A 24,734-nucleotide genomic window follows, 5' to 3' on the forward strand; every position below is an offset into this window, starting at 1 on the left:
TGACGCCCTCCCCTGCCGAGGTAGGGGATTCTGGTCCGTACCGCTACGCGGCACCACCTCGGGTTCCTGTTTCACAGGCCACAGCCGACCGGTGAGGGGCGGTCTTACACGGCCTCCGCAGGCCTGACTTCCCGTCCGTCCGACGGTAGGTCCGGCAACTCGGTTGCCGCACAGGCCGAGCCTAGCCATGCCGCTGTGCCCTTTCGGGCCGGATGCCCCACGCTTCCCCCTGAAAGGTGGGGTACTGAACAGGCGTCCGATAAACAGCTTCCGCTCCTTTCCGTGCTCCACCCTGGGGCCTCACGTCACGTGAGGTGCAAGCCGGGTTTCGTTCAGGATGTTGTGCCGGTTTTGCCCGCTTATGGTGGGCCCGTGGCCCAGGACACCGCGCAGCAGGCGCTTCCCATCCCGCCCTCGGCCCCCGCGCGCGCCCTGCTGCCGATGATCCTGCCCGCCCTCGTCGTGGGGGTCGGGAGCAGCCTGCTGTTCCTGCTGGTGAGCTCGCTGGCCGAGCGGCTGCAGCACGTGCTGTGGAACAACCTGCCGGACGCGCTGGGCGTCGGGCGGTACTCGGTGCTGTGGATGCTGGTGATGCTGACGGCCACCGGGGTCGCGGTGGGTCTGGTGGTGTGGAAGGTGCCGGGGCACGCGGGGCCCGATCCGGCCACCCTGGGCCTGGAGGCGGTGGCGCTGCCGCCGGCCGTGCTGCCCGGGCTGGTGCTGGCGACCGTGCTGATGCTGGCGGGCGGGCCGAGCCTCGGTCCGGAGAACCCGCTCATCGCCGTCAACGTCGGGCTGGCGCTGTGGCTGGGACGGCTCGCGATGCCCCGGCTGCCGGGTTCGCTGTGGCCCGCGCTGGCCGACGCGGCGACGCTCGGCGCGCTGTTCGGGACGCCGGTGGCGGCGGCCCTGGTGATCTCCGAGGCGCTGGCCGGGAAACCGCTGAAGGGGGCGCTGTGGGACAACCTCTTCGGGCCGCTGATGGCCGCGGGTGCCGGTTCGATGACGACCGCCCTGGTGGCCCGTCCGGCCCTGGACCTCGGCCTGCCCGCGCTCGGCCACCCGCGCTGGCCCGATCTGCTGGCGGTGCTGGTGGTCGCCCCCACGGCCGCGCTGCTCGGCATGTGCGCCGTCTACGCCTTCCCGTCCGTCCACGGCGCCTTCCGGCGTCTCGGGCACCCGATGGTCGCCCTTCCGGTCGGCGGGCTCGTGCTGGGCCTCCTGGGGGCGCTGGGCGGCCATCTGACGCTCTTCAAGGGGCTGGACGAGGTCGCTGAGCTGGCGAAGGACCCGGGGGGCTGGTCGGCCGGGCAGTTCGCCGTGATGGCGGTCGTCAAGCTGGCCGCGCTGCTGGTGGCCGCCTCCTGCGGTTTCCGCGGTGGCCGGATCTTTCCGTCGGTGTTCATCGGCGCCTCCCTCGGGCTGTGCGCCCACGCCCTGGTGCCCGCGGTCCAGCCCTCGGTGGGCGTGGCGGCGGGTGTGCTGGGCATGCTGTTGGCGATCACCCGGCAGGGCTGGGTGAGCCTGTTCACGGCCGCGGTGCTGGTGGCCTCGACGAGCATCATCGCGTTGCTGTGCATCGCGTCGCTGCCCGCGTGGCTGCTGGTGACCGGGCGGCCGAGAATGCAGTTGCGGGCGGACGGTACGGCCCTGCGCTGATCCTTGTGAATTTCCTCGCGTCGTCCAGGAGGCACTCCTCATGCCGCTGCACAAAGGCCCTCAGAAGCACCAAGAGCGACCCATGTCCGTCAACCCGTTCTTCGGTGAGGCGAACCCGGTCGCCGGCATGGCCGAGGCCCCGCCCACGCACCGGCTGCCGGACGGCCCGCTGCCGCCCACGACCGCCTACCAGCTGGTGCACGACGAGCTGATGCTGGATGGCAACGCCCGGCTGAATCTGGCCACTTTCGTCACCACCTGGATGGAGCCCCAGGCCGGGATCCTGATGGCGGAGTGCGACGACAAGAACATGATCGACAAGGACGAGTACCCGCGCACCGCCGAGCTGGAGCGGCGCTGTGTGGCCATGCTCGCCGACCTGTGGAACGCGCCGGACCCGGCGAACACCGTCGGCTGTTCGACGACCGGCTCCAGCGAGGCCTGCATGCTGGCCGGGATGGCGCTGAAGCGGCGCTGGATGCAGCGCAACGCCGACCGCTACCCGGGCGCCGCCCGGCCGAACCTGATCATGGGCATCAACGTCCAGGTCTGCTGGGAGAAGTTCTGCAACTTCTGGGAGGTGGAGCCCCGGTTCGTGCCCATGGAGGGCGACCGTTACCACCTGGACGCGCAGGCCGCCGCCGACCTCTGCGACGAGAACACCATCGGGGTCGTCGCCATCCTCGGCTCCACCTTCGACGGGTCCTACGAGCCGGTCGCCGACCTCTGCGCGGCCCTGGACGCCCTCCAGGAGCGCACCGGGATCGACGTCCCGGTCCATGTGGACGGCGCGTCCGGCGGGATGATCGCGCCCTTCCTCGACGAGGACCTGGTGTGGGACTTCCGCCTCCCGCGCGTGGCGTCGATCAACACCTCGGGCCACAAGTACGGGCTGGTCTACCCGGGCGTCGGCTGGGCGCTGTGGCGGGACAAGGAGGCGCTGCCCGAGGAACTGGTCTTCCGGGTCAACTACCTGGGCGGCGACATGCCCACCTTCGCCCTCAACTTCTCCCGGCCCGGCGCCCAGGTGGTCGCGCAGTACTACACGTTCCTGCGGCTGGGCCGGGACGGCTACCGCGCGGTGCAGCAGGCGTCCCGGGACGTGGCGACCGGGCTCGCCGCACGCATCGAGGCGCTCGGCGACTTCCGGCTCCTCACCCGGGGCGACGAGCTGCCCGTGTTCGCCTTCACCACCGCCGACCACGTGACGGCGTACGACGTCTTCGACGTGTCCCGGCGGCTGCGCGAGAGCGGGTGGCTGGTGCCGGCGTACACCTTCCCGGCGAACCGGGAGGACCTGTCCGTGCTGCGGGTGGTGTGCCGCAACGGCTTCTCGAAGGACCTGGCGGACCTGTTCGTCGACGACCTGACCCGGCTCCTACCCGAGCTGCGCCGGCAGCCGCATCCGCTGACCCACGACAAGGAGGCGGCGACCAGCTTCCACCACTGAGCGCTCCGCGGGGAGAGCCGCCGTGTGCGTCCGCCGAGTGTCGGGTACGGCGCCGTCGTGGCTGGTCGCGCCCACGCGGCGGAGCCGCATATTGATACGGCCCCGCGCCCCTTCGGGGCCCGCCCGCGAAGGGGCGCTGCTAGGCGCCCCGTTCCAGCGCCACCAGCTCGAAGGCCGTCTTGCCGTCCAGGGACTCGCGGACGATGTCGGCGTGGCCGGCGTGGCGGGCGGTCTCGCGGATCAGGTGGAGGCAGACCCAGCGCATGGAGACGCTGCCCTTCGGGAACCAGGGGGCCTCGGGGAGCGGGAAGGTGTCGTCGAGGCTGGGGACCGAGCGGATGAACTTCTCCGTCTCGGCGGCGACCTGCTCCCAGTACGCCAGCTGGGAGGCCACCGTCTCGTCGCCGACCAGCTGGAAGGTCTCGTGCCAGTTGGACTGGTCGCGCTCGATCGCCGGCGGCTCCTGCCTGGCGCGGGCGATCCAGCTCTGCTCGACCTCGGCGCAGTGCTTGAGCAGGCCCGCCAGGGACAGCTCGCTCGCGCTGGGCCTGCTGGCCGCCTGCTCGTCGGTGAGGCCGAGCAGCGCCCGGCGGATGCCGCCGCGCTGCTCCTCGATGAAGGAGAGCAGTGCTCCGCGCTCGTCGCCCTGTGCTTCCGCGGGAACGTGGGTGACCATGACCGGCCGCCTTTCCTCGGGTGGTGTCTCCCTGACACGACCGAAGCTACGGGCCCTATAGGACAGATGGCGTCCTATAGGGCCCCGCGACCGGGCTTCGCCGGCTAGAAGGGGAAGCCGCTCCGGCCGTGCTGTACCGAGATCCACTTCAGGGTGGTGAAGGACTCCACGGTCGTCTCGCCGTTCAGGCGGCCGATCCCGGAGTGCTTCTCGCCGCCGAAGGGGACGACGGGCTCGTCGTGCACGGTGCCGTCGTTGACGTGGAACATCCCGGTGTCGATCTGCTTCGCGAAGGCCACGCCCCGCTCGACGTCCCCGGTGTGGACGGCGCCGCTGAGGCCGTAGGGGGTGTCGTTGACGAGGCGTACGGCCTCCTCCTCGCCGTCGAACGGGATGAGGAAGGCGACCGGTCCGAAGACCTCCTGGCGGAGCAGGTCGGAGTCGGCCGGGACGCCGGTGAGGACCGAGGGCTCGACCAGGTTGTCGGTGGTGGTGCCGCGCAGCAGGGCGGTGGCGCCCTCGGCGACGGCCTGCTCGACCGTGGCCGAAACCGACTCCGCCTGCTGGGAGTTGATCAGCGGGCCGATGACGGTCGCCGGGTCGTTCGGGTCGCCGGCCTTGAGGGTCTTCACCTTGGCGACGAACTTCTCGGTGAACTCGTCCGCGACCGCGCGGTCGACCAGGACGCGGTTGGCGGCCATGCAGACCTGGCCCTGGTGGACGTAGCGGCTGAAGACCGCGGCGTCGACCGCGTAGTCGACGTCGGCGTCGTCGAGGACCACGATCGCGCTGTTGCCGCCCAGTTCGAGCACCGTGCGCTTGAAGAGCGAGGCGCAGACGGTGGCCACGTGCCGGCCCACCTTGTCGGAGCCGGTGAAGGAGATGACCTTCGGGATCGGGTGCTCGATGAACGCGTCGCCGATCTCCGCGATGTCGGTGACGACCACGTTGAGCAGGCCGCCGGGCAGACCCGCGTCCTCGAAGATCTTCGCGACCAGGGTGCCGCCGACGATCGGGGTGTTCTGGTGCGGCTTGAGGACCACGCCGTTGCCGAGCGCGAGCGCCGGGGCGACCGACTTGAGCGACAGCAGGAAGGGGAAGTTGAAGGGGCTGATCACGCCCACGACGCCGACCGGCACCCGGTAGACGCGGTTCTCCTTGCCGTCCACCGGGGAGGGCAGGATCCTGCCCTCGGGGCGCAGTGCCCACTGGATCGACTCGCGCAGGAACTCCTTGGCGAGGTGCAGCTCGAAGGCGGCCTTCAGACGCGTGCCGCCGAGCTCGGCGATGATCGCCTCGGTGATCTCCGCGTCCCGCTCCTCGATGAGGCGCAGGGCCTTCTCGAAGACGGCGCGGCGGGCGTAGGGGTTGGTGGCGGCCCACTGCTTCTGGGCGCGGGCTGCGGCCTGGTAGGCCTGATCTATCTCGTCGACCGCGGCTATGGTGATCGACGCGAGCTTCTCGCCGTCGTACGGGTTGAAGTCGATGATGTCCCAGGAACCGGTCCCCGGGCGCCACTCACCGTCGATGTACTGCTGGGCCAGGTCAGTGAAGTACGACGACATGTGATCCCCAAATCACTAGCAGGCATGATCAACATCACGGTCTGATCACGCGTCATCGTACTTGTGTCACAGGCGAGTTGGGGACAGAGAGCGAACTTCTGGGGAGAGCCCTAGGAAAGTTGGAGGAGACCCCGGAGCAGGTCGCGGCTCTCGTCGGGTCCCGGGCTGTCCTGCTGGAGTTCCTTGAGCGCCTGCTCGTACTGGGCGACGTCCTCGCGCTTGTCGAGGTAGAGGGCGCTGGTGAGCTGCTCCAGGTAGACCACGTCGGAGAGGTCCGACTCGGGGAAGCTCAGGATGGTGAACGAACCGCCCTCCCCGGAGTGCCCGCCGAAGCTGAACGGCATGATCTGCAGCCGTACGTTGGGCCGCTCGGAGATCTCCACGAGGTGCTGGAGCTGGCCGCGCATCACCTCGCGGTCGCCGTAGGGGCGGCGCAGGGCCGCCTCATCGAGGACGATGTGGAAGTCGGGGGCGTTTTCGGCCACCAGGTACTTCTGCCGCTCCAGGCGCAGCGTGACCCGCCGTTCGATGTCGGCCTCGCCGGCCCCGCGCATGCCGCGCCGCACCACGGCGCGCGCGTACTCCTCGGTTTGCAGCAGGCCGTGGATGAACTGCACCTCGTAGGCGCGGATCAGATGGGCCGCGCCCTCCAGGCCGACATAGGTGGGGAACCAGGTCGGCAGGACGTCCGAGTAACTGTGCCACCAGCCCGCGACGTTGGCCTCCCGGGCGAGGGAGAGAAGCTGTTCGCGCTCGGCCTCGTCGGTGATGCCGTACAGCGTCAGCAGGTCTTCCACGTCCCTGGTCTTGAAGCTCACCCGGCCCAGCTCCATGCGACTGATCTTCGACTCGGAGGCACGGATCGAGTACCCCGCGGCTTCCCGGGTGATGCCGCGGGCTTCGCGCAGCCGCCTGAGTTGCGAGCCGAGCAGCATTCGCCGCACCACCGATCCGGGCTCTCCCGCGCTCACGTTCGCCAGCCTCCCCAACCGTCTTCAGGGCCCGCAGTCTGCCACTAAAACACTTCGAGCAGTACTCGTCCGGTTACGGAAACGGCAAGCGGCCAAAGTTTAAGCACAGGAAGTTGCAAGCAGGTAGTAAGCCAAGGGCGGGAAGTTGGCGGAAAAAATGGCCAACAAGCGGTACGGGAGGGTCCAATTCGGTCGCGTGCACGTGCATCTGCCCTTGCATCTGCTCTACGCATCCGAAACCATGGTCCCGCGCCACCGCTGCATCGCAACGACCGCGAATTCCCGGGAGTGCCTCGCATGGGGACGAATGGATCGACCATGCTCAAGCCATTACGGCAGGGCCTTCCGCCGCTTGATCCCGCGGCCGTGTCCAACGCCGCCTCGTGCGCCCTGCCCGCCCGCTACGAAGCCGTGCGCGAAGCCCGCCAGTTCACCCGCAGAACGCTCGGCCAGTGGGACGTCGGCGACCGCTTCGACGACATCTGTCTCGTCGTCTCGGAGCTCGTCACCAACGCCCTGCGGCACGCGGTGCCCGGCGAGACCGACTGCCTCGCACCGCCGCACGCGCCGGCGGTGCGGCTGCACCTGATGCGGTGGACCGGACGGCTGGTGTGCGCGGTGCGCGACCCCAGCCACGAGACGCCCGTCCCGCGCGACTCCGAGGACTTCTCAGCGGAGTCGGGCCGCGGGCTGTTCCTGGTCGACTCGTTCAGCGACAGCTGGGGCTGGCACCCGCTGGCCGGCACCCTCAGCGGCAAGGTCGTGTGGGCGCTGTTCCGGCTGCAGCCCGCCGAATGAGAAACCCGGCGCCTTCGGACGCCGGGTTTCTACGCGCGTTACCCGCGCGTCGGGCGCCGAACGCACCGGGTCGCCCCGGACACGGCCGCCGTCAGCTCGTGATCAGGTGGTCGAACTCGCCGTCCTTGACGCCGAGGAGCATCGCCTCGATCTCGGCCCGCGTGTAGACGAGCGCCGGCCCGTCCGGGAAGCGCGAGTTGCGGACCGCCACGTCGCCGCCCGGCAGCCGGGCGAACTCCACGCAGGAGCCCTGCGAGTTGCTGTGCCTGCTCTTCTGCCAGGCCACTCCGTCCAGCTGCGTGGCAGCCATGCCGTTGTACACGTCAAACCCCCCGTACACGCCGTCAACGTCGAGGTTCACAGGTCGCTCCCCGGTGGTGCACTAACTGGCTGATGTGACCATTGATGCAGCGGTCAACTGACCCGGATCATAACCTTGTTCACGTGCAGATGCATGAGCAGATGCACGTGCACGGGGGGTGTTCCTGCGGTTACAGCTTTGACGCCCGCTTTACCCAGCCCGTTCCAGACGTCTGCCCCGGATCGAATCCTTCCTGCACAGAGAAAAGACGCACACCCGGGCCCCCGTGTTCCAGCGCCCGTGTGATGGTCCGGTGAGCGAGATTGGCCGGATCGGGATCGGACCACCGGACGGACGGCGTCCGCCGCCTGTCGTAGGCGAGAACCTGCACGTCGACGACGCGAAAGAGGCCGGTGCGCGGGCCTGTGACGGCCCGCGCACCGGCCTCTGCGACGTCCCTGTCGGGCTACGCCGATCGGGTTACGACGATCGGGCTACGCGGACTGGGCCGCGGCGGCTCGGCTACGACGGCTGAAACTCGCTGAAACACGACGCGTCATCGCGTGGTTCCGTACGGCAGCAGTGCCATCTCGCGTGCGTTCTTGATCGCCCTGGCCAGCAGCCGCTGCTGCCGGGCGGAGACGCGGGTGACGCGGCGGCTGCGGATCCTGCCGCGGTCGGAGACGAACTTCCGCAGCAGGTCGGTGTCCTTGTAGTCGATGTACGTCACGCCGGCCTCCGCCAGCGGGTCGGGCCGGTCCTTCACCGGGCCGCGGTCGGTCCTGCGGGGGCGGGGCATCGGGTCAGACCTCCAGGAGGGCGTCGAAGGCGGGCGGCAGCCGCAGCCAGGCGGCGCGCCCGGCGGCGTACTCGGCGTCGGTCAGCAGGCAGGACTCCAGCAGCCGTTCGAGCCCGTCGCCGTCGAGCCCGGGAGACGTGAAGACCAGGTGCTGGCAGCGGTCGCCGTGCTCCGGATGCCAGTCGAGTGCGGCGGCGGCCCGGCGCACCGGCGGGACCAGCTCCCAGGCCGCGTCCGGGAGGGAGGCGAGCCACGGCCCCACGCTCTCCACGCACAGCGCGCCGCCCGCCGCGTCCCAGTGGAGCAGCACGTCGGGCTTGTCGGCGAGCCAGAACCGGCCACGACTGCGGGCGGCGGCGCAGGTCAGGTCCTCCAGGGCGGCGTACAGCCGCCCGGGGTGGAACGGCCGCCTGTGCCGCCAGACCAGCGTGGCGACGCCGTGGCCGTCGGCCTCGGCGGGGAGCAGCGCACACGCCGGATGCTGGGCGGCTGCCGCCGCCTCGACGTCGAAGCCGGCGAGCGCGGCCCGGGCCAGCGCGCCCGCAGCGCCCGCCAGGTCCCCGGGGTGGCCGCCCGGGAGGGGGACCTGGCGGGCTGTCGGATGGAGCTGCGCGAGCAGCTCGCGGTCCTCGTCGTCGGCCTCCGGGGAGTCGAGGACGGCGAGGACGGGGGCGTACTCCAGCTGCCGGGCGAAGGTGTCGGCGACCGTGCGCCGGTCGGTGGCCGCCGCGGCGAGCCCGGCGTCGGCGAGGTCGTCGCCGTTGCCCAGGCAGGGCAGCAGGAGGGCCGGGTCGACGGCGGTGATCACGCCGGTGACGGTGAGCCCGCCGGCGACGACGACCTCGGTCATCGCCTTGGGCTCGACGGAGTCCCACAGCTCGACGATCGCGAGCCGGGTGGCGCCGTCGGCGGCGAGCCGCCGCAGCTCGGGCACCAGGTCCTCGCGCAGGGCGCAGCACGCGCAGTCGTCGACCAGGGGCGTCTCGGCACGGGACAGCAGGCCGCGGGCGTCCCGGACCGTCCGTACGACCGTGCCCTCGGCGGCCATGGCGAGGTCGTGGTGGAGTACGGCGCTGCCCGGGACGTCGGCGAGCAGCCGGGCGACGGCCTGCCTGCGGGCGACGGCGTGCAGCCCGCCGACGATCACGACCGGGAGCGGGGCGGAGGGCAGCGGGGCGCCGGGGGACGGGGCTTCGGGGGGCGGGGCTCCGGGGGACATCAGCTCTGCCTTCCGTACCGACGCTCGAAGCGCTCCACGCGCCCGGCGGTGTCCAGGACGCGGGCGGTGCCGGTGTAGAAGGGGTGGCTGACGTTCGAGATCTCGACGTCGACCACCGGGTAGGTCCGGCCGTCCTCCCACTCGATCGTCCTGCCGGTCCCCTCCGCGCCCGCCAGCGTCGAGCGGGTGAGGAAGGCGTGGTTCGCGGCCCGGTCACGGAACACGACGGGCCCGTAGGCGGGGTGGATTCCCTTGCGCATGGCGGCGGTTCAGCGCTCCTCTCGGAAGTCGACGTGCCGTCCCGCGACCGGGTCGAACTTGCGCAGGGTCATGCGATCCGGGTCGTTGCGGCGGTTCTTGCGGGTCACGTAGGTGTAGCCGGTCCCTGCGGTGGACCTGAGCCTGATCACCGGCCGGAGTTCGTTGCGTGCCATGACTGGTACCTTACTGAAAATGAATCCCATTAGAACTAGCTTCCGGGGCTCCCCCGCGAGAGAGGTACGTCACCATGTCCGCCCACTGCATGCTGACCGGCGCCAGGCCCGGCTTCGGCAACCGGATCTCCCACTCCCACCGGCGGACCTCCCGCCGCTTCGACCCCAACATCCAGACCCGGCGCTACTGGCTGCCGAGCGAGAACAGGCACGTACGGCTCCGGCTGAGCGTCCGCGCCGTGAAGACCGTCGACACGATCGGTGTCGACGCGGCCGTGGCGCGCATCCGCGCGCGGGGCGTGAAGGTCTGACGGGGGCGGAGCACCGATATGGCGAAGAAGAGCAAGATCGCGAAGAACGAGCGACGGCGCGAGGTCGTCGCGCGGTACGCCGCCCGCAGGGCCGAGCTGAAGGAGATCCTCCGGCGGCCGTCCTCGACCGCGGCGGAGCGGCTCGCCGCCGCGCGTGAGCTGCACGGGCAGCCGCGCGACGCGAGCGCCACGCGCGTGCGCAACCGGGACCAGGTGGACGGCCGGCCGCGCGGTTACTTCCGTGCGTTCGGCCTGTCCCGGGTGAATCTGCGCGACCAGGCCCACAGCGGATACCTACCTGGCGTACGCAAGTCCTCCTGGTGAGTGCTGGTAGCTTGCCGCTGTCGTCCGGGCGGCCGGGCGGCCGACCCCTAGAGCTCGGGAGCGTTGCGGTGACCACGGCTACGGCGAGTACGGGTACGGGTGCGGGTGCGACGCGCGAGGAGACGGCGACGGCGGCGGCTTCGGTCACGCCCGCGACTGCGGGGCGCGGCGCGTCCGCCACGGCGGCCACGCGGCCGGCCCTGCGGATCGCTGCCGCCGCCGCGGGGCTGGTGGGCGCGCTCGCACTGACCGCGTGCAGCGGGGGTGGCGGGTCCGACAGCGGCTCCTCGGCCACGCCGTCGGGCACGTCGTCCACGGGCGCCACCGCCTCGGCCGGTTCGGACGGCTCCGCGACCTCGTCCGACGCGCTGCAGGGCAGCTGGATCACGACGAGCGGCGGCAAGATCGTCGCGCTGGTCGTCACCGGCAAGGAGGCCGGGCTCTTCGAGACCGGCGGGGCCGTGTGCAGCGGGACCGCCGGTGAGGAGGCCGGGATGCGGATGATCCATCTCACCTGCACGGACGGCAGCAAGGACCGGGTCACCGGAATGGTGGACTCGGTCAGCAAGAGCGGCATGAAGGTCACCTGGTCCGGAAAATCGGGCGCGGAGACCTACACGAGGGCCGAGGGCGGCAAGCTGCCGTCGGGGCTGCCGACGGCGAGCCTTGGGCAGTAGGGCCCGGTAAGGCCCTGTCCGGCCGCTTCCCTGCGTGTTTCCGACGGCCCTCGCGGGTGGCGGGAACACGCCGGGAAGCGGTCGGAGACGGGGGCGGGCGCGCGGGGGCCGGGCCGGGGCGTGATGATGCTGGGACACCGTCACGACCTCGATGGGGATCTGCACATGCGCGCCATTCCGCTCACCGTCACCGCCGTCACCACCGTCGCCGCCGCCCTGGCCCTGACCGCCTGCAACGGCAGCGGCTCAAGCTCCAGCGGCAAGAACAGCTCGGCCTGCGAGATCGGCAAGGTCTCCGTCCAGGTCGGCTCCGTGAGCGTGGCGCCGGCCGCGGGGGACACCGGTGAGGTGCCGGTGAGCATCACCAACCAGAGCGCGCCGTGCACGCTGGACGGCTTCGCCGGCGTCACGCTGAAGGCGGGCGGTACGGGGGCGGCTGTCGCCGCGCAGTCGGGCGCCAAGAGTGACAAGCTCACGCTGGCCAAGGGGGACTCCGCGACGTTCTCCATCAGCTACGTGCGCGGCAAGGACGGCGACCAGGCGAGTCTTGCGGCCACTTCGCTGACGGTGTCCCTGCCGGGGAGCGATGCGACGGAGAGCTTCCCGTGGAAGTACGGGGCGGTGGCGGGCAAGGGGGCGGCCGACAAGCCGAACGCTGCGGTGGGGGCGTTTCAGCAGGCGGGGGACTGATTCGGGGCGGGGGGGGCGGTGCGGTCGCGTTTCGGCCGACCGGGGGTGGGGGGTTTTGCGCAGTTCCCCGCGCCCCTGGAGGGGGGGCGGGTGGTCGCGGTCGTGGTTTGGCTGACCGCCGGTGGGGGTTCTCGCGCAGTTCCCCGCGCCCCTAGAGGGGCGGGTGATTGCGGTCGTGTTGTGGGTGACCGCCGGTGGGGGTTTTCGCGCAGTTCCCCGCGCCCCTGGAGGGGTCGCGGTTGCGGCTGTGGTTCGGCTGACCGCCGGTGGGGGGGTTCGCGCAGTTCCCCGCGCCCCTGGTGGGGCGGCGGTTGCGGTCGTGGACTGGGTGACCGCCGGTGGGGGTCAGGGGAGGTGGGGGTGGGGGTGGACTTGGGCTTGGTTGGCTGCTTTGGTGCCTTCTGTCCAGCCGGCCTCGTCGGTGACGGTGCGGAGGCGGGTTGTGGTGGTGGCGGGGAACATCTGGTCCAGGCGGTTGGTGACGGCCAGCTCTCTGGTGGCGAGGACCGGGAGCAGGTCCTGGGGGGACTCGGTGTCGGCCACGGCCGACCGGGCCGCCGCCCTGAGGCGGTCGCCGACGCGGTGGGCGTAGGCCGCCAGGAAGGACTGGCGGAAGGTCTTCGTGCGCTTGCGGCCACCCGCCCGCTGCGCCGCCTCCGCCTTCGCCATCGCGTGCGTGGCCTGCACCAGCAGCGAGGTGTGGAGCAGCTCGACCACCTCCAGGTCAGCCTCGAAGCCGACGACCGTGGAGAACGCCAGCGGCTCGTTCCACACCGCACGGCAGTGGTTGGCCGTGGCGACCGCGTCCAGGAGCACCGCCTTGGCCTGCTCGTACGGCGGCTCGACGCCGATCCGGCAGGCACCCGGCGTGTCCGGCGCGGGCGCACCGGCTGCGAGCAGCGCCTCGTCCACGCTGTGCCGGGCCATCAGTTCCTGCGCCTTGGCGCTGAGCGCCTCCGCCTCCTCCGGAAAGCCGGTCGCCTCGGCCTTGGCGAGCAGCGCGCGGATCCGGGTGAGCATGCGGGACTGCGGGCGGTGCGCGGTCGCGGCGGGCCGGGGCTCGTCGAGGGGCTCCAGGGCGGGCAGCCGCAGCAGCAGGCGGTAGAGCTCCAGGACGGCGGTGGCGTGCGAGAAACGGTCGCCCACGCGTGCGTGGCCGTCCGCCTCCGGCAGCGCGTCGAGCTGCGCCCGCCAGCGGGGGCCGCGCGGCCGGTCGTCCGGCGCCTGCGCCCTGATCAGCCCGGCGGTGAGCCGGAGGTGCGGCTCGTCCAGCTCGCGCCGCACCAGCCGTACGACGTCGGCGGGCTGCCAGCCGCGCCGCCAGGCCGCCGCGACGAACTCCCGGCCCCGGTTTCCCAGTTCCGCGTCGGCACCGGAGTCGGCCGCGAGGAGGGACGCGCCCGTGTCGAGGCCGGAGTCGGTGTCGTCGTAGAGGGCGCTCTGGAAGGCTCGGTCGACGGTGCTGGGCAGGCTGCTGGTCACGGGTCGATCGTGCCATGCGGCGCCGACAGCGGTCGGCGGCCGTCCACACCCTGTGGACAACCCTCCCGGCCCCTTGCGAGAGAGGTGTCAACCGATGGTTGACACCGTGAGGGTGTCAACCTACGGTTGACATATGGCAACCGACCCGAACATCACGGCATCCGTACGCCTCGACGACCTCATCGCGGCGATCAAGAAGGTGCACCCCGAACCCCTCGACCAGCTTCAGGACGCGGTCATCGCCGCCGACCACCTGGGCGACGTGGCCGACCACCTGATCGGCCACTTCGTCGACCAGGCCCGGCGCTCGGGCGCGTCCTGGACCGACATCGGCAAGAGCATGGGCGTCACCCGGCAGGCGGCCCAGAAGCGCTTCGTGCCGAAGGAGTCCGCCGCCCTCGACCCGAACCAGGGCTTCGACCGCTACACCCCCCGCGCGCGGAACGTGGTGATGGCGGCCCACAACGAAGCGGTCGCGGCACGCAACCCGGAGGGCCGCCCCGAGCACCTGGTCCTCGGCCTGCTGGCCGAACCGGACGGCATCGCGGCGAAGGCGATCCTCGCGCAGGGCGTCCTGCTCGACACCGTGCGCCGGACGGCCACGGCCGCGCTCCCGCCGGCCTCGGAGAACGTCCCCGACCTCGTCCCCTACGGCCCGGAGGCCAAGAAGGCCCTCGAACTCACCTTCCGCGAGGCCCTCCGCCTCGGCCACAACTACATCGGCACCGAACACCTGCTGCTGGCCCTCCTCGAACACGAGAACGGCGACGGCGTCCTCAGCGGACTGGGCATCACCAAGCCGGCGACCGAGGAGTACATCGCCAAGGTGCTGGGGCTGCTGGTGGAACAGAAGAAGAACGCGGCGGAGGCGGCTGACGAGCCGAAGGGGGGCGAGGCGGGCTGAGAGAGCCTCGGAGCGCTGAAATCGCAGGTCAGAGCGATTGTCAGTGGTGGGTGCCACACTCGCAGCATGACCGACCGGTGGGCTCTCGCTCCGGCCGAGGACGGTGGCGTGGACGTCGCCCCCCTCGGTCCGGACGGGCTGCCCGCAGGGCCGGTGCGGCGGGAGCCCGATCTCGCCGGGGCGGTCAGGGACCGCCCGGAGGTAACGCGCTGGGTGTGGCGGTCGACCGCCGAGGTCTACCCGCGTCTGCTCGCCACGGGGGTGCGAGTCGAGCGGTGCTACGACATCGAGGACGCCGAGACACTTCTGCTGGGCCACGAGGGACGGTCGGGCGAGCCGCGCTCGGCCGCCGCCGCCCTGGCCCGCCTCCGTGGCGGTCCCGTACCGCCCGACCCGCCGCAGCGCGCGGCCGAGCCGGGCGCGCAGTCCCCGCTGTTCGAGCCGCAGGGCACCGCCCGCCTGACGCTCGACGAACTCCTCGCGGTCTACGCCGAGCAGCAGCGCCGGCACGACCGGACCGAGCACCCGGACCGGATGCGGCTGCTGACCGCCGCCGAGTCGGCCGGGATGCTGATCGCCGCCGAGATGAACGGCGCGGGCGTGCCCTGGAGCGCCGAGGTCCACCGCGCGGTGCTGCGCGAACTGCTCGGCGAGCGGTACGCGGGCGGCGGTGAGCCGCGCCGGCTGGCCGAGCTGGCCGACGAGGTGTCGGCCGCGTTCGGCAGGCGGGTGCGTCCGGACCTGCCGGCCGATGTGGTCAAGGCCTTCGCCCAGGCCGGGATCAAGGTGAAGTCCACCCGCCGCTGGGAGCTCTCGACCGTCGACCACCCGGCGGTGGAACCGCTCCTGGAGTACAAGAAGCTGTACCGGATCTGGGTGGCGCACGGCTGGACCTGGCTCCAGGACTGGGTGCGCGAAGGCCGTTTCCGGCCCGAGTTCCACGCGGGCGGTACGGTCACCGGGCGCTGGGTGACCAACGGCGGGGGCGCCCTGCAGATCCCCAAGGTGATCCGGCGGGCCGCGGTCGCCGACCCCGGCTGGCGGCTGGTCGTGGCCGACGCCGACCAGATGGAACCGCGCGTACTGGCGGCGATCTCCCGCGACCCCGGGCTGATGGAGGTCGCCGGCCGGGAGACCGACCTCTACCAGTCCGTCTCCGACCGCGCCTTCGCCGGCGACCGCGCGCAGGCCAAGCTCGCCGTCCTCGGCGCGGTCTACGGCCAGACCTCGGGCGACGGACTGAAGAACCTGGCCGCGCTCAGACGCCGTTTCCCGAAGGCGGTGGCGTACGTCGACGAGGCGGCACGGGCGGGCGAGGAGGGCCGGCTGGTGCGCACCTGGCTGGGCCGCACCTGTCCGCCGGCGACCGGCGCGGGCGACGGCACCGAGGAGGCGGGGATGCCCCAGGAGGAGCCGGAGGAGCAGGCGGCCGAGGGCTGGGTGCCGGGGTACGCCTCCACCAACTCCCGGGCCAGAGGCCGCTTCGCCCGCAACTTCGTGGTCCAGGGCAGCGCCGCCGACTGGGCCCTGCTGATGCTCGCGGCACTGCGCCGGACCTGCGCGGACCTGGCGGCCGAGCTGGTCTTCTTCCAGCACGACGAGGTGATCGTGCACTGCCCCGAGGAGGAGACCGGGACCGTCGTGACGGCCATACGGGAGGCGGCCGACCTGGCCGGACGGCTGACGTTCGGGCAGACACCGGTGCGGTTCCCTTTCACGACGGCGGTGGTGGAGTGCTATGCCGACGCGAAGTGACCGGCCTGGTCAGGTGCCGGAGGCCAGCAGGGCGCGCAGTTCGGCGAGGACGTCCGGCTCGTCCGTGCCGTCCAGGGCGGTGAGGGCCGCGCGCCAGGCGTCGTACGCCGCGTCGGTGCGCCCCTGCTCGCGCAGGAGCAGGCCGAGTTGGTGGCGGGCCAGACCGCCGCTGTAGCGATCGGCTCGGGCGTCGGCGCGGCGCAGGAGTTCGGCGCACTCGTGGTGGGCGCGGTCGGTCCGGCCGAGGACGCGCAGCGCGCGGACCAGACCGAGGCGGGTCTGGGACTCGCCGTGCCAGTCGCCGTGGCCGCCGAGGATGCGCAGGCTCTCCTCGAAGTGCGCGGCGGCGGCCCCGGGTTCGCCGAGGCGGAGATGGGCGTAGCCGATGTTGCAGTGCGCCGAGTGCCGCAGGATGACGGCGCCGATCGCGTCCCCGATCGCGAGGGAGCGCCGGTGCTGCTCGATGGCGGCGCGCGGGTCGGTGTGCTCGTAGAGGTTGCCGAGATGGCTGTGGGTGACGGCCTCGCCGTAGGGGTCGTTCAGCTGCCGGGAGTGGTCCAGGCTCTGCCGCAGCGCCTCGCCCGACTCCTCGTACCGGCCGAGCCCCTCAAGGAGCAGCCCCCGGTTGTTCAGGCCGCGCCGGATCCAGGACGCCACGCCCAGCCGCCGCCACAGGACCAGCGCACCGTCGGTCAGGGCGAGCGCCTCCCGCTGACGGCCGGTGAGGAAGCGCAGGCCGGCGAGGTCGCCCAGGGCGTAGGCCTCGGCCGGCTCGTCGCCGAGGCGCCGGGCGGCGGCCAGGGCGGCGGTGCCGAGCACCTCCATCTCGGCGACCCGGCCGCTGCGCAGCAGGTAGGGGTAGAGGAGCCGGACGAGCGTGGCGAGACAGGAGCTGATCCGTGCGTCGGCGGTGTCGGCGTACCGCTCCACCAGGGCGACGATGTTCTCCAGCTCCGTGTCGCCCCAGGCGAAGGCGTGTTCGGCGCAGGCGAAGGACGGCAGGGCGGCGGTGTACGGCTGGTGTTCGGGGGGCTGGGCAGCGGTGGGCCGGCGGCGGTCGCCCCGGTCGAGTCCCGGTTCGAGGATCGCTAGGAGGGCACGCTCGGCGACGGCGGCGAACCAGCGCAGGGCGGTGAGGGCGGCCTCGGCGCGGGCGGTTTCGGCGGTGGCACCGGCGCGGGCGGTTTGGGCGGTGGCACCGGCGGTGGCGGTGGCGGTGGCGTCCGGGACGTCGGTTCCGTCGGGACCGCTGTCGGCAAGCTCCCGGGCGAAGTGCCGTACCAGGTCGTGCGGGGTGTAGCGGCCGTATGCGGTCTCCTCCAGGAGGGCTACGTCGACCAGGCGGTCCAGGGCGGCCTCGGCGCGGCGCTCGTCGGTGCCGGTGAGCTGGGCGATCAGCGGGGCGCCGTAGGTGGGCAGGTCGAGGGCGCCGAGGCGGCGCAGGACCAGGGCGGCGTCGCGGTCGGGGGCGTGGTCGGAGCCGGCGAGGGCGTCGTGGGCGACGGCGAGGGAGCGCCGGACGCTGAGGTCGTCGTATTCGAGGTGGTGCAGTCTGTCCTCGGTGGCGGCCAGTTGACGGGCCAGCACCTCGGGGGTGAGGGCGCGGCGGGCGGCCAGCCGGGCGGCCACGACGCGCAGGGCGAGCGGGAGCCGTCCGGTGAGGCCGACGAGCGGGTGACCGGCGTCGATCTCCGTACGCCCGCTGACCGCGCGCAGCAGTGCCGCGCTGTCCTCGCCGGTCAGCGGCCCGAGCGGGAAGCGGCGGGCACCGTCGAGCGCGGTGAGCGGCGAACGGCTGGTGACGAGCACCGCGCAGCCGGGGCCGCCGGGGAGCAACGGCCGTACCTGGGCGGCGTTCGCGGCGTCGTCGAGGAGCAGCAGGGTGCGGGTCGGCGCCAGCAGCGAGCGCAGCAGAGCGGCGGCTGCATCCGGGTGTTCGGGGATGTGCCGGGGATCGGCGCCGAGGTCCCGCAGGAGCGCGGCGAGGGCCTGGCCGGGGGCGAGCGGGGGCATGCCGGGGGTGGCGCCGTGCAGGTTGACGTAGAGCTGGCCGTCGGGGAAACGTTCCCGCAGCTGGTGCGCCACGTGTAGCGCGAGCGCGCTCTTGCCGACGCCGGCCATGCCGCTGAGTACGGCCAGGGCGGGGGCGGGGGCGGCCGTGGCCTCGGCTTCGCCTTCGGCCTTTGTGTTCCCACCCGCACCACCCGTGACGGTTTCGTCGTCGGGTGCGGGTGGCCCCTGTGGGGCGGAATCGCCGTCGGCGGCTGCGGGTGGACGGGTGCCGGTGAGGGTGGGGGTGGGGGTGAGAGTGCGGGTCAGTTCGTCGCGAATGGTGGTGCGGCCCGTGAAGTGGGCCGGGGGCGGCGGGAGTTGGGCGGGGTGGGGGGACAGGGAGTCGCCGCGCGTAGAACGGGGAGTGGTCGGTTCGTCGGGCGTCCGGGCGGGCGGTCCCGGCCGTTCATCGTCGCGGGCGGGCCTCGGCCGTTCATCGGCGCCGTCAGCTTTCGTCTGACGGTGCGTCGACGCGTGCCTCGGGGGCGCGGGGAACTGCGTGAGTGGCCGCGGCGCGTCCGCGCCCGTCTCGTCGCCCGAGACGGGCGCGGACGTCGGTGTCTCGCCCACCGCGCCGCTCCCCCGCAGCACCTCCACGTGGGCGCTGCGCACCGCCGGGCCCGGCTCGATGCCGAGTTCCTCTCGCAGGCGGTTGCGGAGGTCGCGGTGGACGGCGAGGGCCTCCGCCTGCCGGCCGCCGCGGTGCAGGGCGAGCATCAGCTGGCGGTGATAGGCCTCGCGGAGCGGGTACTCCGCGACGAGCGCGGCCAGCTCCGGTACGACGCCGCCCAGCCGGGGTCCGCCGAGGGCGAGTTCCGCGTCGTAGCGCCACTCCAGGAGCAGCAGCCGGGCCTCCTCCAGGCGCTGCACGAAGGCGAAGCCGCCGAGTTCGGCGGGGAGGCCGCCGAGCGGGGTGCCACGCCAGAGGTCGAGCGCGTCGGCGCAGGCGCGCAGCACCGGCGTCCACTCGCGCCGCCCGTGTGCCGCGCGCGCCCGGGCGACCTGGGCGTCGAACACGTCGACGTCCAGTTCACCGTCGTCGACACGGAGCAGGTATCCGGGCGGTACGGCCCGCAGCCGCTCCGGGTCGTCGAGGAGGCGGCGCAGCCGGGTGACGTGGTTGTGCAGCGAGGCGCGTGCCGACACCGGGGGCGCGCCGCCCCAGAGCGCCTCCCGCAGCGACCCGACGGAGACGACCCGCCCGGCCTCCAGGAGCAGCGCGGCGAGCAGCACGCGCACCTTGGGGCTGCCGACGGTGCGCACGTCGCCCGCGTCGTAGAGAACCGGAGGTCCCAGCAGTCCGAACCGCAGCTCGTGCCGCCGCATCACTCCGCCTCTCGCCTCCCCGCACGGCGGAGGTGCCCGCCGGTCCTGGATCCTGGCGAAATCGCATCCTGTGGGGGATGAGTTCGCGCCACCTCGTCTGTGCCGGCCGGAGCCGGAATCCGCAGGGTTTCCGGCCTGTTCCCGGAGTCGTACGGCGGCTTCACGCCAACCGGTTCGCGACCTACGGGAGAACCGCTGGCCACATGTTAGCGATCCGTTGGCGAGCCCTGATGTGATCTTCACATCGGACCGGGTCCGACGGCGCACGCATAAATCGCGTGACTCGGGGGAGTGCCGCCGCAGGCCGGGGTCCGGGGACGCGAGAGGGTTCCGGTCGACGGAGGTGATCGACCGGGACCCTCGTCCCGCCTGAAGAGCGGACTCGCAGCGGACTCGCAGCGGGCTTACGGCGGACTTGCGGCGGACTCGGCGCCGACTTGGAGCCGACCTGGTGCTGACTCCGGGTCAGACGACGGGGGGACGGCCTAGCCGCGTGAGTCGCCAGACCGTGCGCCAGCGCATCGGGCGGCGCTCCCCGGCCGGCTCGCGCAGCCCCTCGGCGAAGCCGGCGAACCAGGCCCGCAGGCCGCCCGTCGAACGGGTGCGCAGGAGCGTGATCAGTATCCAGACGCCGAGGTGGACCGGGATGAGCGGCAGGGGCAGCCGACGGCGGGTCAGCCAGACGCGGTTGCGGGCGGTGACCCGGAAGTAGACGGCGTGCCGGGCGGGCGAGGTCCGGGGGTGCTGGAGGAGCAGCTCGGGCGCGTAGAGGATCCGCCAGCCGGCGTCGGCGGCCCGCCAGGCGAGGTCGGTCTCCTCGTGGGCGAAGAAGAACTCGGCCGGCCAGTCGCCGGTCTCGGCGAGCATGCCCATGCGCAGGGCGTGGCCGCCGCCGAGGAAACCGGTGACGTAACCCCCGCGCATGGGGTCGGCGTTGCCGACGCGCGGCACGTGCCGGCGCTGGGTCACACCACGCTCGTCCGCGATGCGGAAGCCGACGATGCCCAGGCGGGGGTCGGCGGCGAACAGGTCCCGTACCTGCCGGAACACCTCGACGTCGACGAGCAGGCCGTCGTCGTCCAGCTCGACGACGACGTCCACGTCGCCGAAGGCGCGCAGGGCGGCGAGGGCGACGTTGCGGCCTCCGGGGCAGCCGAGGTTGTCCTCGACGTCGAGGGTGGTGATCTCGCCGGGCAGGTCCAGGCGGCGGGCGAACTCGGGCAGCCGGCAGCCGTTGCCGACGATCACGATGCGGTCGGGGGCGAGGTCCTGCTTGGCCACGGAGCTGAGCAGGGCGTCGACTTCGTCGGGCCGGTTCCCCATGGTCACCACGGCAACAGCGAGCCTCGGCTCCGCCATGTCCCTCACCCCATCCAGCCGACGGCGACACCTGACCTTGACGAGCAACACACATTGTTCACCAGGATGTTGCCCCAGATCCTCCGGTGCTCCAGAAATGGACTCGCCTTGCGGTGGCTTTGGAAAGGATTTGATCGACCTTTTTTCGAACCGGCACATTCCGTCACAACCGCGCCGCAGCCGGGTCCGAGACGCCGAAGCGCCGCCGAGGCGAAACGGCGGCGCGGTACATTGCCGACCCATGCGCCGACCCATGCTTCGTGTTCAGGTCCTGGGTCCGATCGCTGCCGACATCGACGGCGCACCGGTCAACCTGGGAAGCCCCCGGCAACGTGCGGTCCTCGCCCTCCTGCTCGCGAACCGCGGCCGTGTGGTGCCCGCGGGCCGGCTGATCGGACACCTGTGGCGGGACCGGCCCTCGGAGAAGGCCGCGGCCTCCCTGCACGTCTACGTGTCGAACCTGCGGCGCGCGCTGGAGCCCGACCGGGCGCCCCGCGCCCCCGCCGGTGTCCTGGTCAGCACCTCGGCCGGGTACGCGGTACGGCTGCCCGAGGACGCGGTCGACGCCTGGCGCTTCGAGGCGGCGGTACGGCAGGCCCGTACCGCCGCTCCGGCCGAGGTCCGGCGCCTGCTCGAAGAGGCCGTCGGGTGGTGGCACGGCACGGCGTACGCCGAATGGGCCGACGAGGAGTGGGCGGCCGTCGAGGCGGCTCGGCTGGGTGAACTCCACCTGACGGCACGGGAAGCGGCGGTGGGCGCGCTCCTCGCGTCCGGGGCTCCGGCGGAGGCGGTGCCGGCGGCCGAGGCGCTCGTGCGGGAGCACCCGCTGCGCGAGGAGGGCCGGCGGCTGCTGGCCCTCGGGCTGTGGGCCGCCGGGCGCCGCGCGGACGCGCTCGCAGAGCTGCGGCGCGCGTCCGCCGTCATGGCCGACGAACTCGGCGTGGGTCTGGGCGACGCCCTGACCGAGCTGGAGGAAGCTCTGCTGACGGGGCGGACCGAGATCCTGCGCGCGTCGGTGCCGTCGGTGCCTTCGGTGCCTTCGGTGCCTTCGGTCCCTTCGGTCCCGTCGGTCCCGTCGGTCCCGTCGGTGCCGGAGCCGGAGCCGGTCGTACCGGTCGTGCCGTTCGCGGGTGCCGCGGCCTCGGCGGTGGTCGTCCCGCCGGCCGAGGACCTGTTCGTGGGCCGGGACGACGAACTGCGGGTTCTGGACGAGGTCGCGCGCGACGCCCGGCAGGCCGGTGGCGTCGTCCTGGTGACCGGGGAGGCGGGCGCGGGCAAGTCGGCGCTCCTCGGCCGGTACGGCAGGCGGTTGCGGGAGCAGGGCTGGACCGTGGTGGTCGGCCGCTGCCCCGAGTTCGACGGCGCCCCCTCGGCCTGGGCCTGGGTGGAGGCGCTCGGCGCGCTCGCCCGCCGGGTGCCGCCCGCCGACCCGGACGCGCTCGGCGCCCTGCTCCGGGAGGCCGCCGGCTACGGCGAGGGAGAAGGCGGAGGAGAAGGAGAAGGAGAAGGGGAAGGAGAAGGGGAAGGGGAAGGGGAAGGGGAAGGGGAAGGGGAAGGGGAAGGGGGCGAGGACGGGGAAGGGGACGGTCCGGGGGGCGGCGGGCTCCCGGGCCCGGACGTCGGAGCCGCGTCGGCCGGGCGGTTCCGGCTGCACCGGGCGTTCGCCGCCTGGCTGCGGGAGGCCGCCGCGGACGCACCGCTGGCGGTCGTCGTCGACGACCTGCACCGGGCGGACGGCGAGACCCTGGCCCTGCTGGAGCGCACCGCCGAGCTGGTCGGATCACCGGTGCTGGCGATCGCCGCGTACCGCCCGGCCGACGCAGCGGACCGGCTGTCCAAGACCCTCGCCGAACTCGCCCACCGCTCGCCCCGCCGGCTGGCGCTCGGCGGGCTGCCGCTGGCGGACGTCGGCACCCTGGTCGGCGCGGTGTGCGGGGCGCCCGTCGACACGGCGATCGTCTCCGCACTCGCCGAGCGCACCGGGGGCAACCCGTTCTACGTCCGGGAGAGCGCCCGGCTGCTGGCCAGCGAGGGTGCCCTGGTGGCGGTCTCCGAGGTGCCGCAGGGCGTACGCGACGTGCTGCGGCGGCGGCTGCGGCAGTTGCCCGCAGGGGCGTCGGCCGTACTCCAGCTCGCCTCGGTGGTCGGCCGGGAGACCGAGGTCGGCGTGCTCGTCGAGGCCGCGGACCCGGCCCAGCACGGCGAACCCGAGGTGCGCGCCGCCGTCGCGGCGGCCGTCGCGGCCGGGCTGCTGACCGAACCCGCGCCCGATGTGGTGCGGTTCGCGCACGCGCTGGTCCGTGACACCCTCTACACCGACCTGGCCGGGGTGCGGCGGGCGCGGCTGCACGCCCGTCTGGCGGAGGTCCTGAAGCGCCGCCGTCCGGATGACCTGGCGGCGCTCGCCCACCATTTCGCCCGGGCGGCGAACGCGCGGACGGCGCCGCTCGCCGTCGAGTACTCGCTGGGCGCGGCCGACCTCGCCGAGCGGCGCTACGCGCACGACACCGCCGTCGAACTGCTCACACAGGCGATCGAGTCCTTCGCGCTGGTCCCCGCGGCCACCGCGGACGGCGGCCCCGCCGAGGGCGCGGCCGGACGGCTGGTCGCGCTGCTCGGGCGGCTGCTGCGGGCCGAGATACGGGCCGGGGCCATCGTGGCGGCACGGCACACCCGGCAGCGCGCCCTGGCGGCGGCCGAGGAGGTGGGGCGCGACGAGCTGGCAGCGGCGGCCCTCGACACGTGGACCGGACCGAAACCGGCCGCGGGCGGGGCGCTGAGCGGCCCCTGGGGGCTCGCCGACCCGGCGGCGGTCGACACGTTCGTGGACCGGCTGACCGCCCGCGCCGACCTGGACCCGTCCGTCCTCGGCGTCCTGCCGCACGGCGCGGCGGCCGACGGGGTGGACGGCGAGGTGGGTGGCGGGATGGGCGGCGAGGTGGGTGGCGGAGGGATCGGCGGAGCGGGGGGCGACGGCTGTGCGGAGTGGGGTGCGGATCGAGGGACGCGGTGGGGTGCGGATCGAGGAGCGGAGTGGGGTGCGGAGGTGGCTCGGCGGCTGGCCGTTGCGCGGGCCGTCGGGGATCCGCTGCTGCTCTCCTCCGCGCTGAACGTGGCGTCCGCCGTCCTGCCCGACAGGTACCCGGACCGCCGTGCCGCGCTGGCGACCGAGCTGCGGCTGCTCGGGTACGCGCACGACCTGCCCGCCAATACCTGGGTCCGCGAGCACATCGGGGCCATGGCCGCCGGCGCCCGCAACGACGTGGCCCGGGTCCGCCGGCACACCGGCGAGGGACGCACCGTCGCCCGGCGGCACCGGCTGGTGGAGGCGGAGGCCATCAACCTGACCACCCAGGCCATGCTGGCCCATGTCGAGGGCCGCTTCGCCGAGGCCGAGGCCGGTTACACGGAGGTGCGCGAGCGGTTGCAGTCCCGCGGATCGCCGTACGGCGACTTCGTGCACGTCCTGGGGCTGACGACCGTACGGCTCGGGCAGGGCCGCCCCCGACAGGCCGAACCGCTGCTGCGGGACCTGCTCCGCGAACCGGAGCCCACCGCCGAACTCGCCCTGGGGGTGGTCCTCGCCCGGCAGGGCGAGCACGAGGAGGCCCGCGCGCTCGGCCGGCGCAGCGCCGCCGCCGTGCCCCTCGTACCCGACCACCTGTACGGCATCGCCCTGTCCCTCCGGGCCGAACTGGCGTTCCTGCTGGGCGACATGACCACCGCCGTCGAACTGCTTCCGCTGCTGCTGCCGCTGCGCACCCAGCTCGCCGGCGCGGCCAGCGTCTCCTTCGCCACCCGGCCGTTCGCCCACTCCCTGGGCGAGCTGTACCGGCTGCTCGGTGACGAGGCGGAGGCGCGGCGGCAGTTCACCCGCGCCGAGCAGGTGGCCCGGCAGTGGGGCTCCGGGCACCTGGTCGAGGCGGCCCGGTCGGCCCTGGACGACCGGACGCCCCGGGGGTGACGCGGCCGTGGCCCGGGA

The 24,734-nt window shown here is 73.1% G+C and carries 21 protein-coding genes; 10 read left to right on the plus strand and 11 right to left on the minus strand.

Annotated elements, in window-relative coordinates; all coding sequences use genetic code 11:
- The first annotated feature begins 372 nt into the window (after window positions 1–372).
- Window positions 373–1,659: an ion channel protein gene (locus AB0D74_RS28410; RefSeq protein ID WP_362592925.1), complete on the plus strand. Its 1,287-nt coding sequence runs from the start codon at window positions 373–375 to the stop codon at window positions 1,657–1,659.
- A 40-nt stretch (window positions 1,660–1,699) separates the two neighbouring features.
- Window positions 1,700–3,109, plus strand: a complete 1,410-nt coding sequence (locus AB0D74_RS28415) for a glutamate decarboxylase (protein WP_362592928.1) — start codon at window positions 1,700–1,702, stop codon at window positions 3,107–3,109.
- 139 nt (window positions 3,110–3,248) lie between these two features.
- Here AB0D74_RS28415 and AB0D74_RS28420 read toward each other — a convergent pair whose 3' ends face one another.
- The 3 genes from AB0D74_RS28420 to AB0D74_RS28430 form a co-directional block, all read right to left on the minus strand.
- Window positions 3,249–3,785, minus strand: a complete 537-nt coding sequence (locus AB0D74_RS28420; RefSeq protein ID WP_362592931.1) for a DinB family protein — start codon at window positions 3,783–3,785, stop codon at window positions 3,249–3,251.
- 104 nt (window positions 3,786–3,889) lie between these two features.
- Window positions 3,890–5,350 carry an aldehyde dehydrogenase family protein gene (locus AB0D74_RS28425; RefSeq protein WP_362592934.1) on the minus strand — a complete coding sequence of 487 codons (1,461 nt, stop codon included), beginning with the start codon at window positions 5,348–5,350 and terminating at the stop codon, window positions 3,890–3,892.
- Between the two features lie 110 nt (window positions 5,351–5,460).
- The gene (locus AB0D74_RS28430; RefSeq protein ID WP_362593238.1) at window positions 5,461–6,285 is read right to left on the minus strand and encodes a helix-turn-helix transcriptional regulator; all 825 of its coding nucleotides are present in this window, start codon (window positions 6,283–6,285) and stop codon (window positions 5,461–5,463) included.
- A 333-nt stretch (window positions 6,286–6,618) separates the two neighbouring features.
- On the opposite strand from AB0D74_RS28430, the gene AB0D74_RS28435 reads away from it, so the two are divergent.
- A complete protein-coding gene (locus AB0D74_RS28435) occupies window positions 6,619–7,119 on the plus strand; it encodes an ATP-binding protein (RefSeq protein WP_362592937.1) in 501 nt (166 codons plus the stop codon).
- A gap of 91 nt (window positions 7,120–7,210) precedes the next feature.
- On the opposite strand, the gene AB0D74_RS28440 is transcribed toward AB0D74_RS28435, so the two are convergent.
- From AB0D74_RS28440 to rpmG, 5 genes are all read right to left on the minus strand, one after another.
- Window positions 7,211–7,480 carry a DUF397 domain-containing protein gene (locus AB0D74_RS28440; protein ID WP_150133783.1) on the minus strand — a complete coding sequence of 90 codons (270 nt, stop codon included), beginning with the start codon at window positions 7,478–7,480 and terminating at the stop codon, window positions 7,211–7,213.
- Window positions 7,481–7,976: 496 nt separating this feature from the next.
- Window positions 7,977–8,219, minus strand: coding sequence for a 30S ribosomal protein S18 (gene rpsR, locus AB0D74_RS28445; RefSeq protein ID WP_362592940.1), 243 nt, complete (start codon window positions 8,217–8,219; stop codon window positions 7,977–7,979).
- A gap of 4 nt (window positions 8,220–8,223) precedes the next feature.
- Window positions 8,224–9,438, minus strand: a complete 1,215-nt coding sequence (locus tag AB0D74_RS28450) for a GTP-binding protein (protein ID WP_362592943.1) — start codon at window positions 9,436–9,438, stop codon at window positions 8,224–8,226.
- Window positions 9,438–9,698, minus strand: a complete 261-nt coding sequence (locus tag AB0D74_RS28455) for a type B 50S ribosomal protein L31 (protein ID WP_362592946.1) — start codon at window positions 9,696–9,698, stop codon at window positions 9,438–9,440. The genes AB0D74_RS28450 and AB0D74_RS28455 overlap by 1 nt, the downstream gene beginning before the upstream one ends.
- 9 nt (window positions 9,699–9,707) lie before the next feature.
- Window positions 9,708–9,872 carry a 50S ribosomal protein L33 gene (rpmG, locus tag AB0D74_RS28460; RefSeq protein ID WP_217556043.1) on the minus strand — a complete coding sequence of 55 codons (165 nt, stop codon included), beginning with the start codon at window positions 9,870–9,872 and terminating at the stop codon, window positions 9,708–9,710.
- Between the two features lie 74 nt (window positions 9,873–9,946).
- On the opposite strand from rpmG, the gene rpmB reads away from it, so the two are divergent.
- The 4 genes from rpmB (at window position 9,947) to AB0D74_RS28480 (ending at window position 11,874) form a co-directional block, all read left to right on the plus strand.
- Window positions 9,947–10,183: a 50S ribosomal protein L28 gene (gene rpmB, locus AB0D74_RS28465; RefSeq protein ID WP_362592949.1), complete on the plus strand. Its 237-nt coding sequence runs from the start codon at window positions 9,947–9,949 to the stop codon at window positions 10,181–10,183.
- 18 nt (window positions 10,184–10,201) lie between these two features.
- A complete protein-coding gene (gene rpsN / locus AB0D74_RS28470) occupies window positions 10,202–10,507 on the plus strand; it encodes a 30S ribosomal protein S14 (protein ID WP_362592952.1) in 306 nt (101 codons plus the stop codon).
- A 200-nt stretch (window positions 10,508–10,707) separates the two neighbouring features.
- Window positions 10,708–11,184, plus strand: coding sequence for a hypothetical protein (locus AB0D74_RS28475; RefSeq protein WP_362593241.1), 477 nt, complete (start codon window positions 10,708–10,710; stop codon window positions 11,182–11,184).
- 165 nt (window positions 11,185–11,349) lie between these two features.
- A complete protein-coding gene (locus AB0D74_RS28480; RefSeq protein WP_362592955.1) occupies window positions 11,350–11,874 on the plus strand; it encodes a DUF4232 domain-containing protein in 525 nt (174 codons plus the stop codon).
- A 345-nt stretch (window positions 11,875–12,219) separates the two neighbouring features.
- Here AB0D74_RS28480 and AB0D74_RS28485 read toward each other — a convergent pair whose 3' ends face one another.
- Window positions 12,220–13,356 carry a DUF2786 domain-containing protein gene (locus AB0D74_RS28485; RefSeq protein WP_362592958.1) on the minus strand — a complete coding sequence of 379 codons (1,137 nt, stop codon included), beginning with the start codon at window positions 13,354–13,356 and terminating at the stop codon, window positions 12,220–12,222.
- 133 nt (window positions 13,357–13,489) lie between these two features.
- Between AB0D74_RS28485 and AB0D74_RS28490 the strand changes: the two genes are divergently transcribed.
- Complete coding sequence (locus tag AB0D74_RS28490) at window positions 13,490–14,260, plus strand: Clp protease N-terminal domain-containing protein (RefSeq protein ID WP_362592961.1); 771 nt, start codon at window positions 13,490–13,492, stop codon at window positions 14,258–14,260.
- Window positions 14,261–14,326: 66 nt separating this feature from the next.
- Window positions 14,327–16,015, plus strand: a complete 1,689-nt coding sequence (locus AB0D74_RS28495) for a bifunctional 3'-5' exonuclease/DNA polymerase (protein ID WP_362592964.1) — start codon at window positions 14,327–14,329, stop codon at window positions 16,013–16,015.
- Window positions 16,016–16,024: 9 nt separating this feature from the next.
- On the opposite strand, the gene AB0D74_RS28500 is transcribed toward AB0D74_RS28495, so the two are convergent.
- Both AB0D74_RS28500 and AB0D74_RS28505 read right to left on the minus strand, forming a co-directional pair.
- Complete coding sequence (locus tag AB0D74_RS28500; RefSeq protein ID WP_362592967.1) at window positions 16,025–19,393, minus strand: BTAD domain-containing putative transcriptional regulator; 3,369 nt, start codon at window positions 19,391–19,393, stop codon at window positions 16,025–16,027.
- Between the two features lie 465 nt (window positions 19,394–19,858).
- Window positions 19,859–20,752 carry a glycosyltransferase gene (locus AB0D74_RS28505; protein WP_362592970.1) on the minus strand — a complete coding sequence of 298 codons (894 nt, stop codon included), beginning with the start codon at window positions 20,750–20,752 and terminating at the stop codon, window positions 19,859–19,861.
- A gap of 241 nt (window positions 20,753–20,993) precedes the next feature.
- On the opposite strand from AB0D74_RS28505, the gene AB0D74_RS28510 reads away from it, so the two are divergent.
- Complete coding sequence (locus AB0D74_RS28510; protein WP_362592972.1) at window positions 20,994–24,716, plus strand: BTAD domain-containing putative transcriptional regulator; 3,723 nt, start codon at window positions 20,994–20,996, stop codon at window positions 24,714–24,716.
- The last annotated feature ends 18 nt before the right edge of the window (window positions 24,717–24,734 follow it).

The organism is Streptomyces sp. NPDC048278 (assembly GCF_040652195.1).
In the GTDB taxonomy this organism is placed as follows: Bacteria; Actinomycetota; Actinomycetes; order Streptomycetales; family Streptomycetaceae; genus Streptomyces.

Bases quoted from the DNA above. Each gene is read 5' to 3' on its own strand.
- AB0D74_RS28415 (WP_362592928.1), top strand. From the start codon at position 1,700: ATGCCGCTGCACAAAGGCCCTCAGAAGCACCAAGAGCGACCCATGTCC.
- AB0D74_RS28420 (WP_362592931.1), bottom strand. From the start codon at position 3,785: ATGGTCACCCACGTTCCCGCGGAAGCACAGGGCGACGAGCGCGGAGCA.
- AB0D74_RS28425 (WP_362592934.1), bottom strand. From the start codon at position 5,350: ATGTCGTCGTACTTCACTGACCTGGCCCAGCAGTACATCGACGGTGAG.
- AB0D74_RS28430 (WP_362593238.1), bottom strand. From the start codon at position 6,285: ATGCTGCTCGGCTCGCAACTCAGGCGGCTGCGCGAAGCCCGCGGCATC.
- AB0D74_RS28435 (WP_362592937.1), top strand. From the start codon at position 6,619: ATGGGGACGAATGGATCGACCATGCTCAAGCCATTACGGCAGGGCCTT.
- rpsR (WP_362592940.1), bottom strand. From the start codon at position 8,219: ATGCCCCGCCCCCGCAGGACCGACCGCGGCCCGGTGAAGGACCGGCCC.
- AB0D74_RS28450 (WP_362592943.1), bottom strand. From the start codon at position 9,438: ATGTCCCCCGGAGCCCCGCCCCCCGAAGCCCCGTCCCCCGGCGCCCCG.
- AB0D74_RS28455 (WP_362592946.1), bottom strand. From the start codon at position 9,698: ATGCGCAAGGGAATCCACCCCGCCTACGGGCCCGTCGTGTTCCGTGAC.
- rpmG (WP_217556043.1), bottom strand. From the start codon at position 9,872: ATGGCACGCAACGAACTCCGGCCGGTGATCAGGCTCAGGTCCACCGCA.
- rpmB (WP_362592949.1), top strand. From the start codon at position 9,947: ATGTCCGCCCACTGCATGCTGACCGGCGCCAGGCCCGGCTTCGGCAAC.
- rpsN (WP_362592952.1), top strand. From the start codon at position 10,202: ATGGCGAAGAAGAGCAAGATCGCGAAGAACGAGCGACGGCGCGAGGTC.
- AB0D74_RS28480 (WP_362592955.1), top strand. From the start codon at position 11,350: ATGCGCGCCATTCCGCTCACCGTCACCGCCGTCACCACCGTCGCCGCC.
- AB0D74_RS28490 (WP_362592961.1), top strand. From the start codon at position 13,490: ATGGCAACCGACCCGAACATCACGGCATCCGTACGCCTCGACGACCTC.
- AB0D74_RS28495 (WP_362592964.1), top strand. From the start codon at position 14,327: ATGACCGACCGGTGGGCTCTCGCTCCGGCCGAGGACGGTGGCGTGGAC.
- AB0D74_RS28500 (WP_362592967.1), bottom strand. From the start codon at position 19,393: ATGCGGCGGCACGAGCTGCGGTTCGGACTGCTGGGACCTCCGGTTCTC.
- AB0D74_RS28505 (WP_362592970.1), bottom strand. From the start codon at position 20,752: ATGGCGGAGCCGAGGCTCGCTGTTGCCGTGGTGACCATGGGGAACCGG.
- AB0D74_RS28510 (WP_362592972.1), top strand. From the start codon at position 20,994: ATGCGCCGACCCATGCTTCGTGTTCAGGTCCTGGGTCCGATCGCTGCC.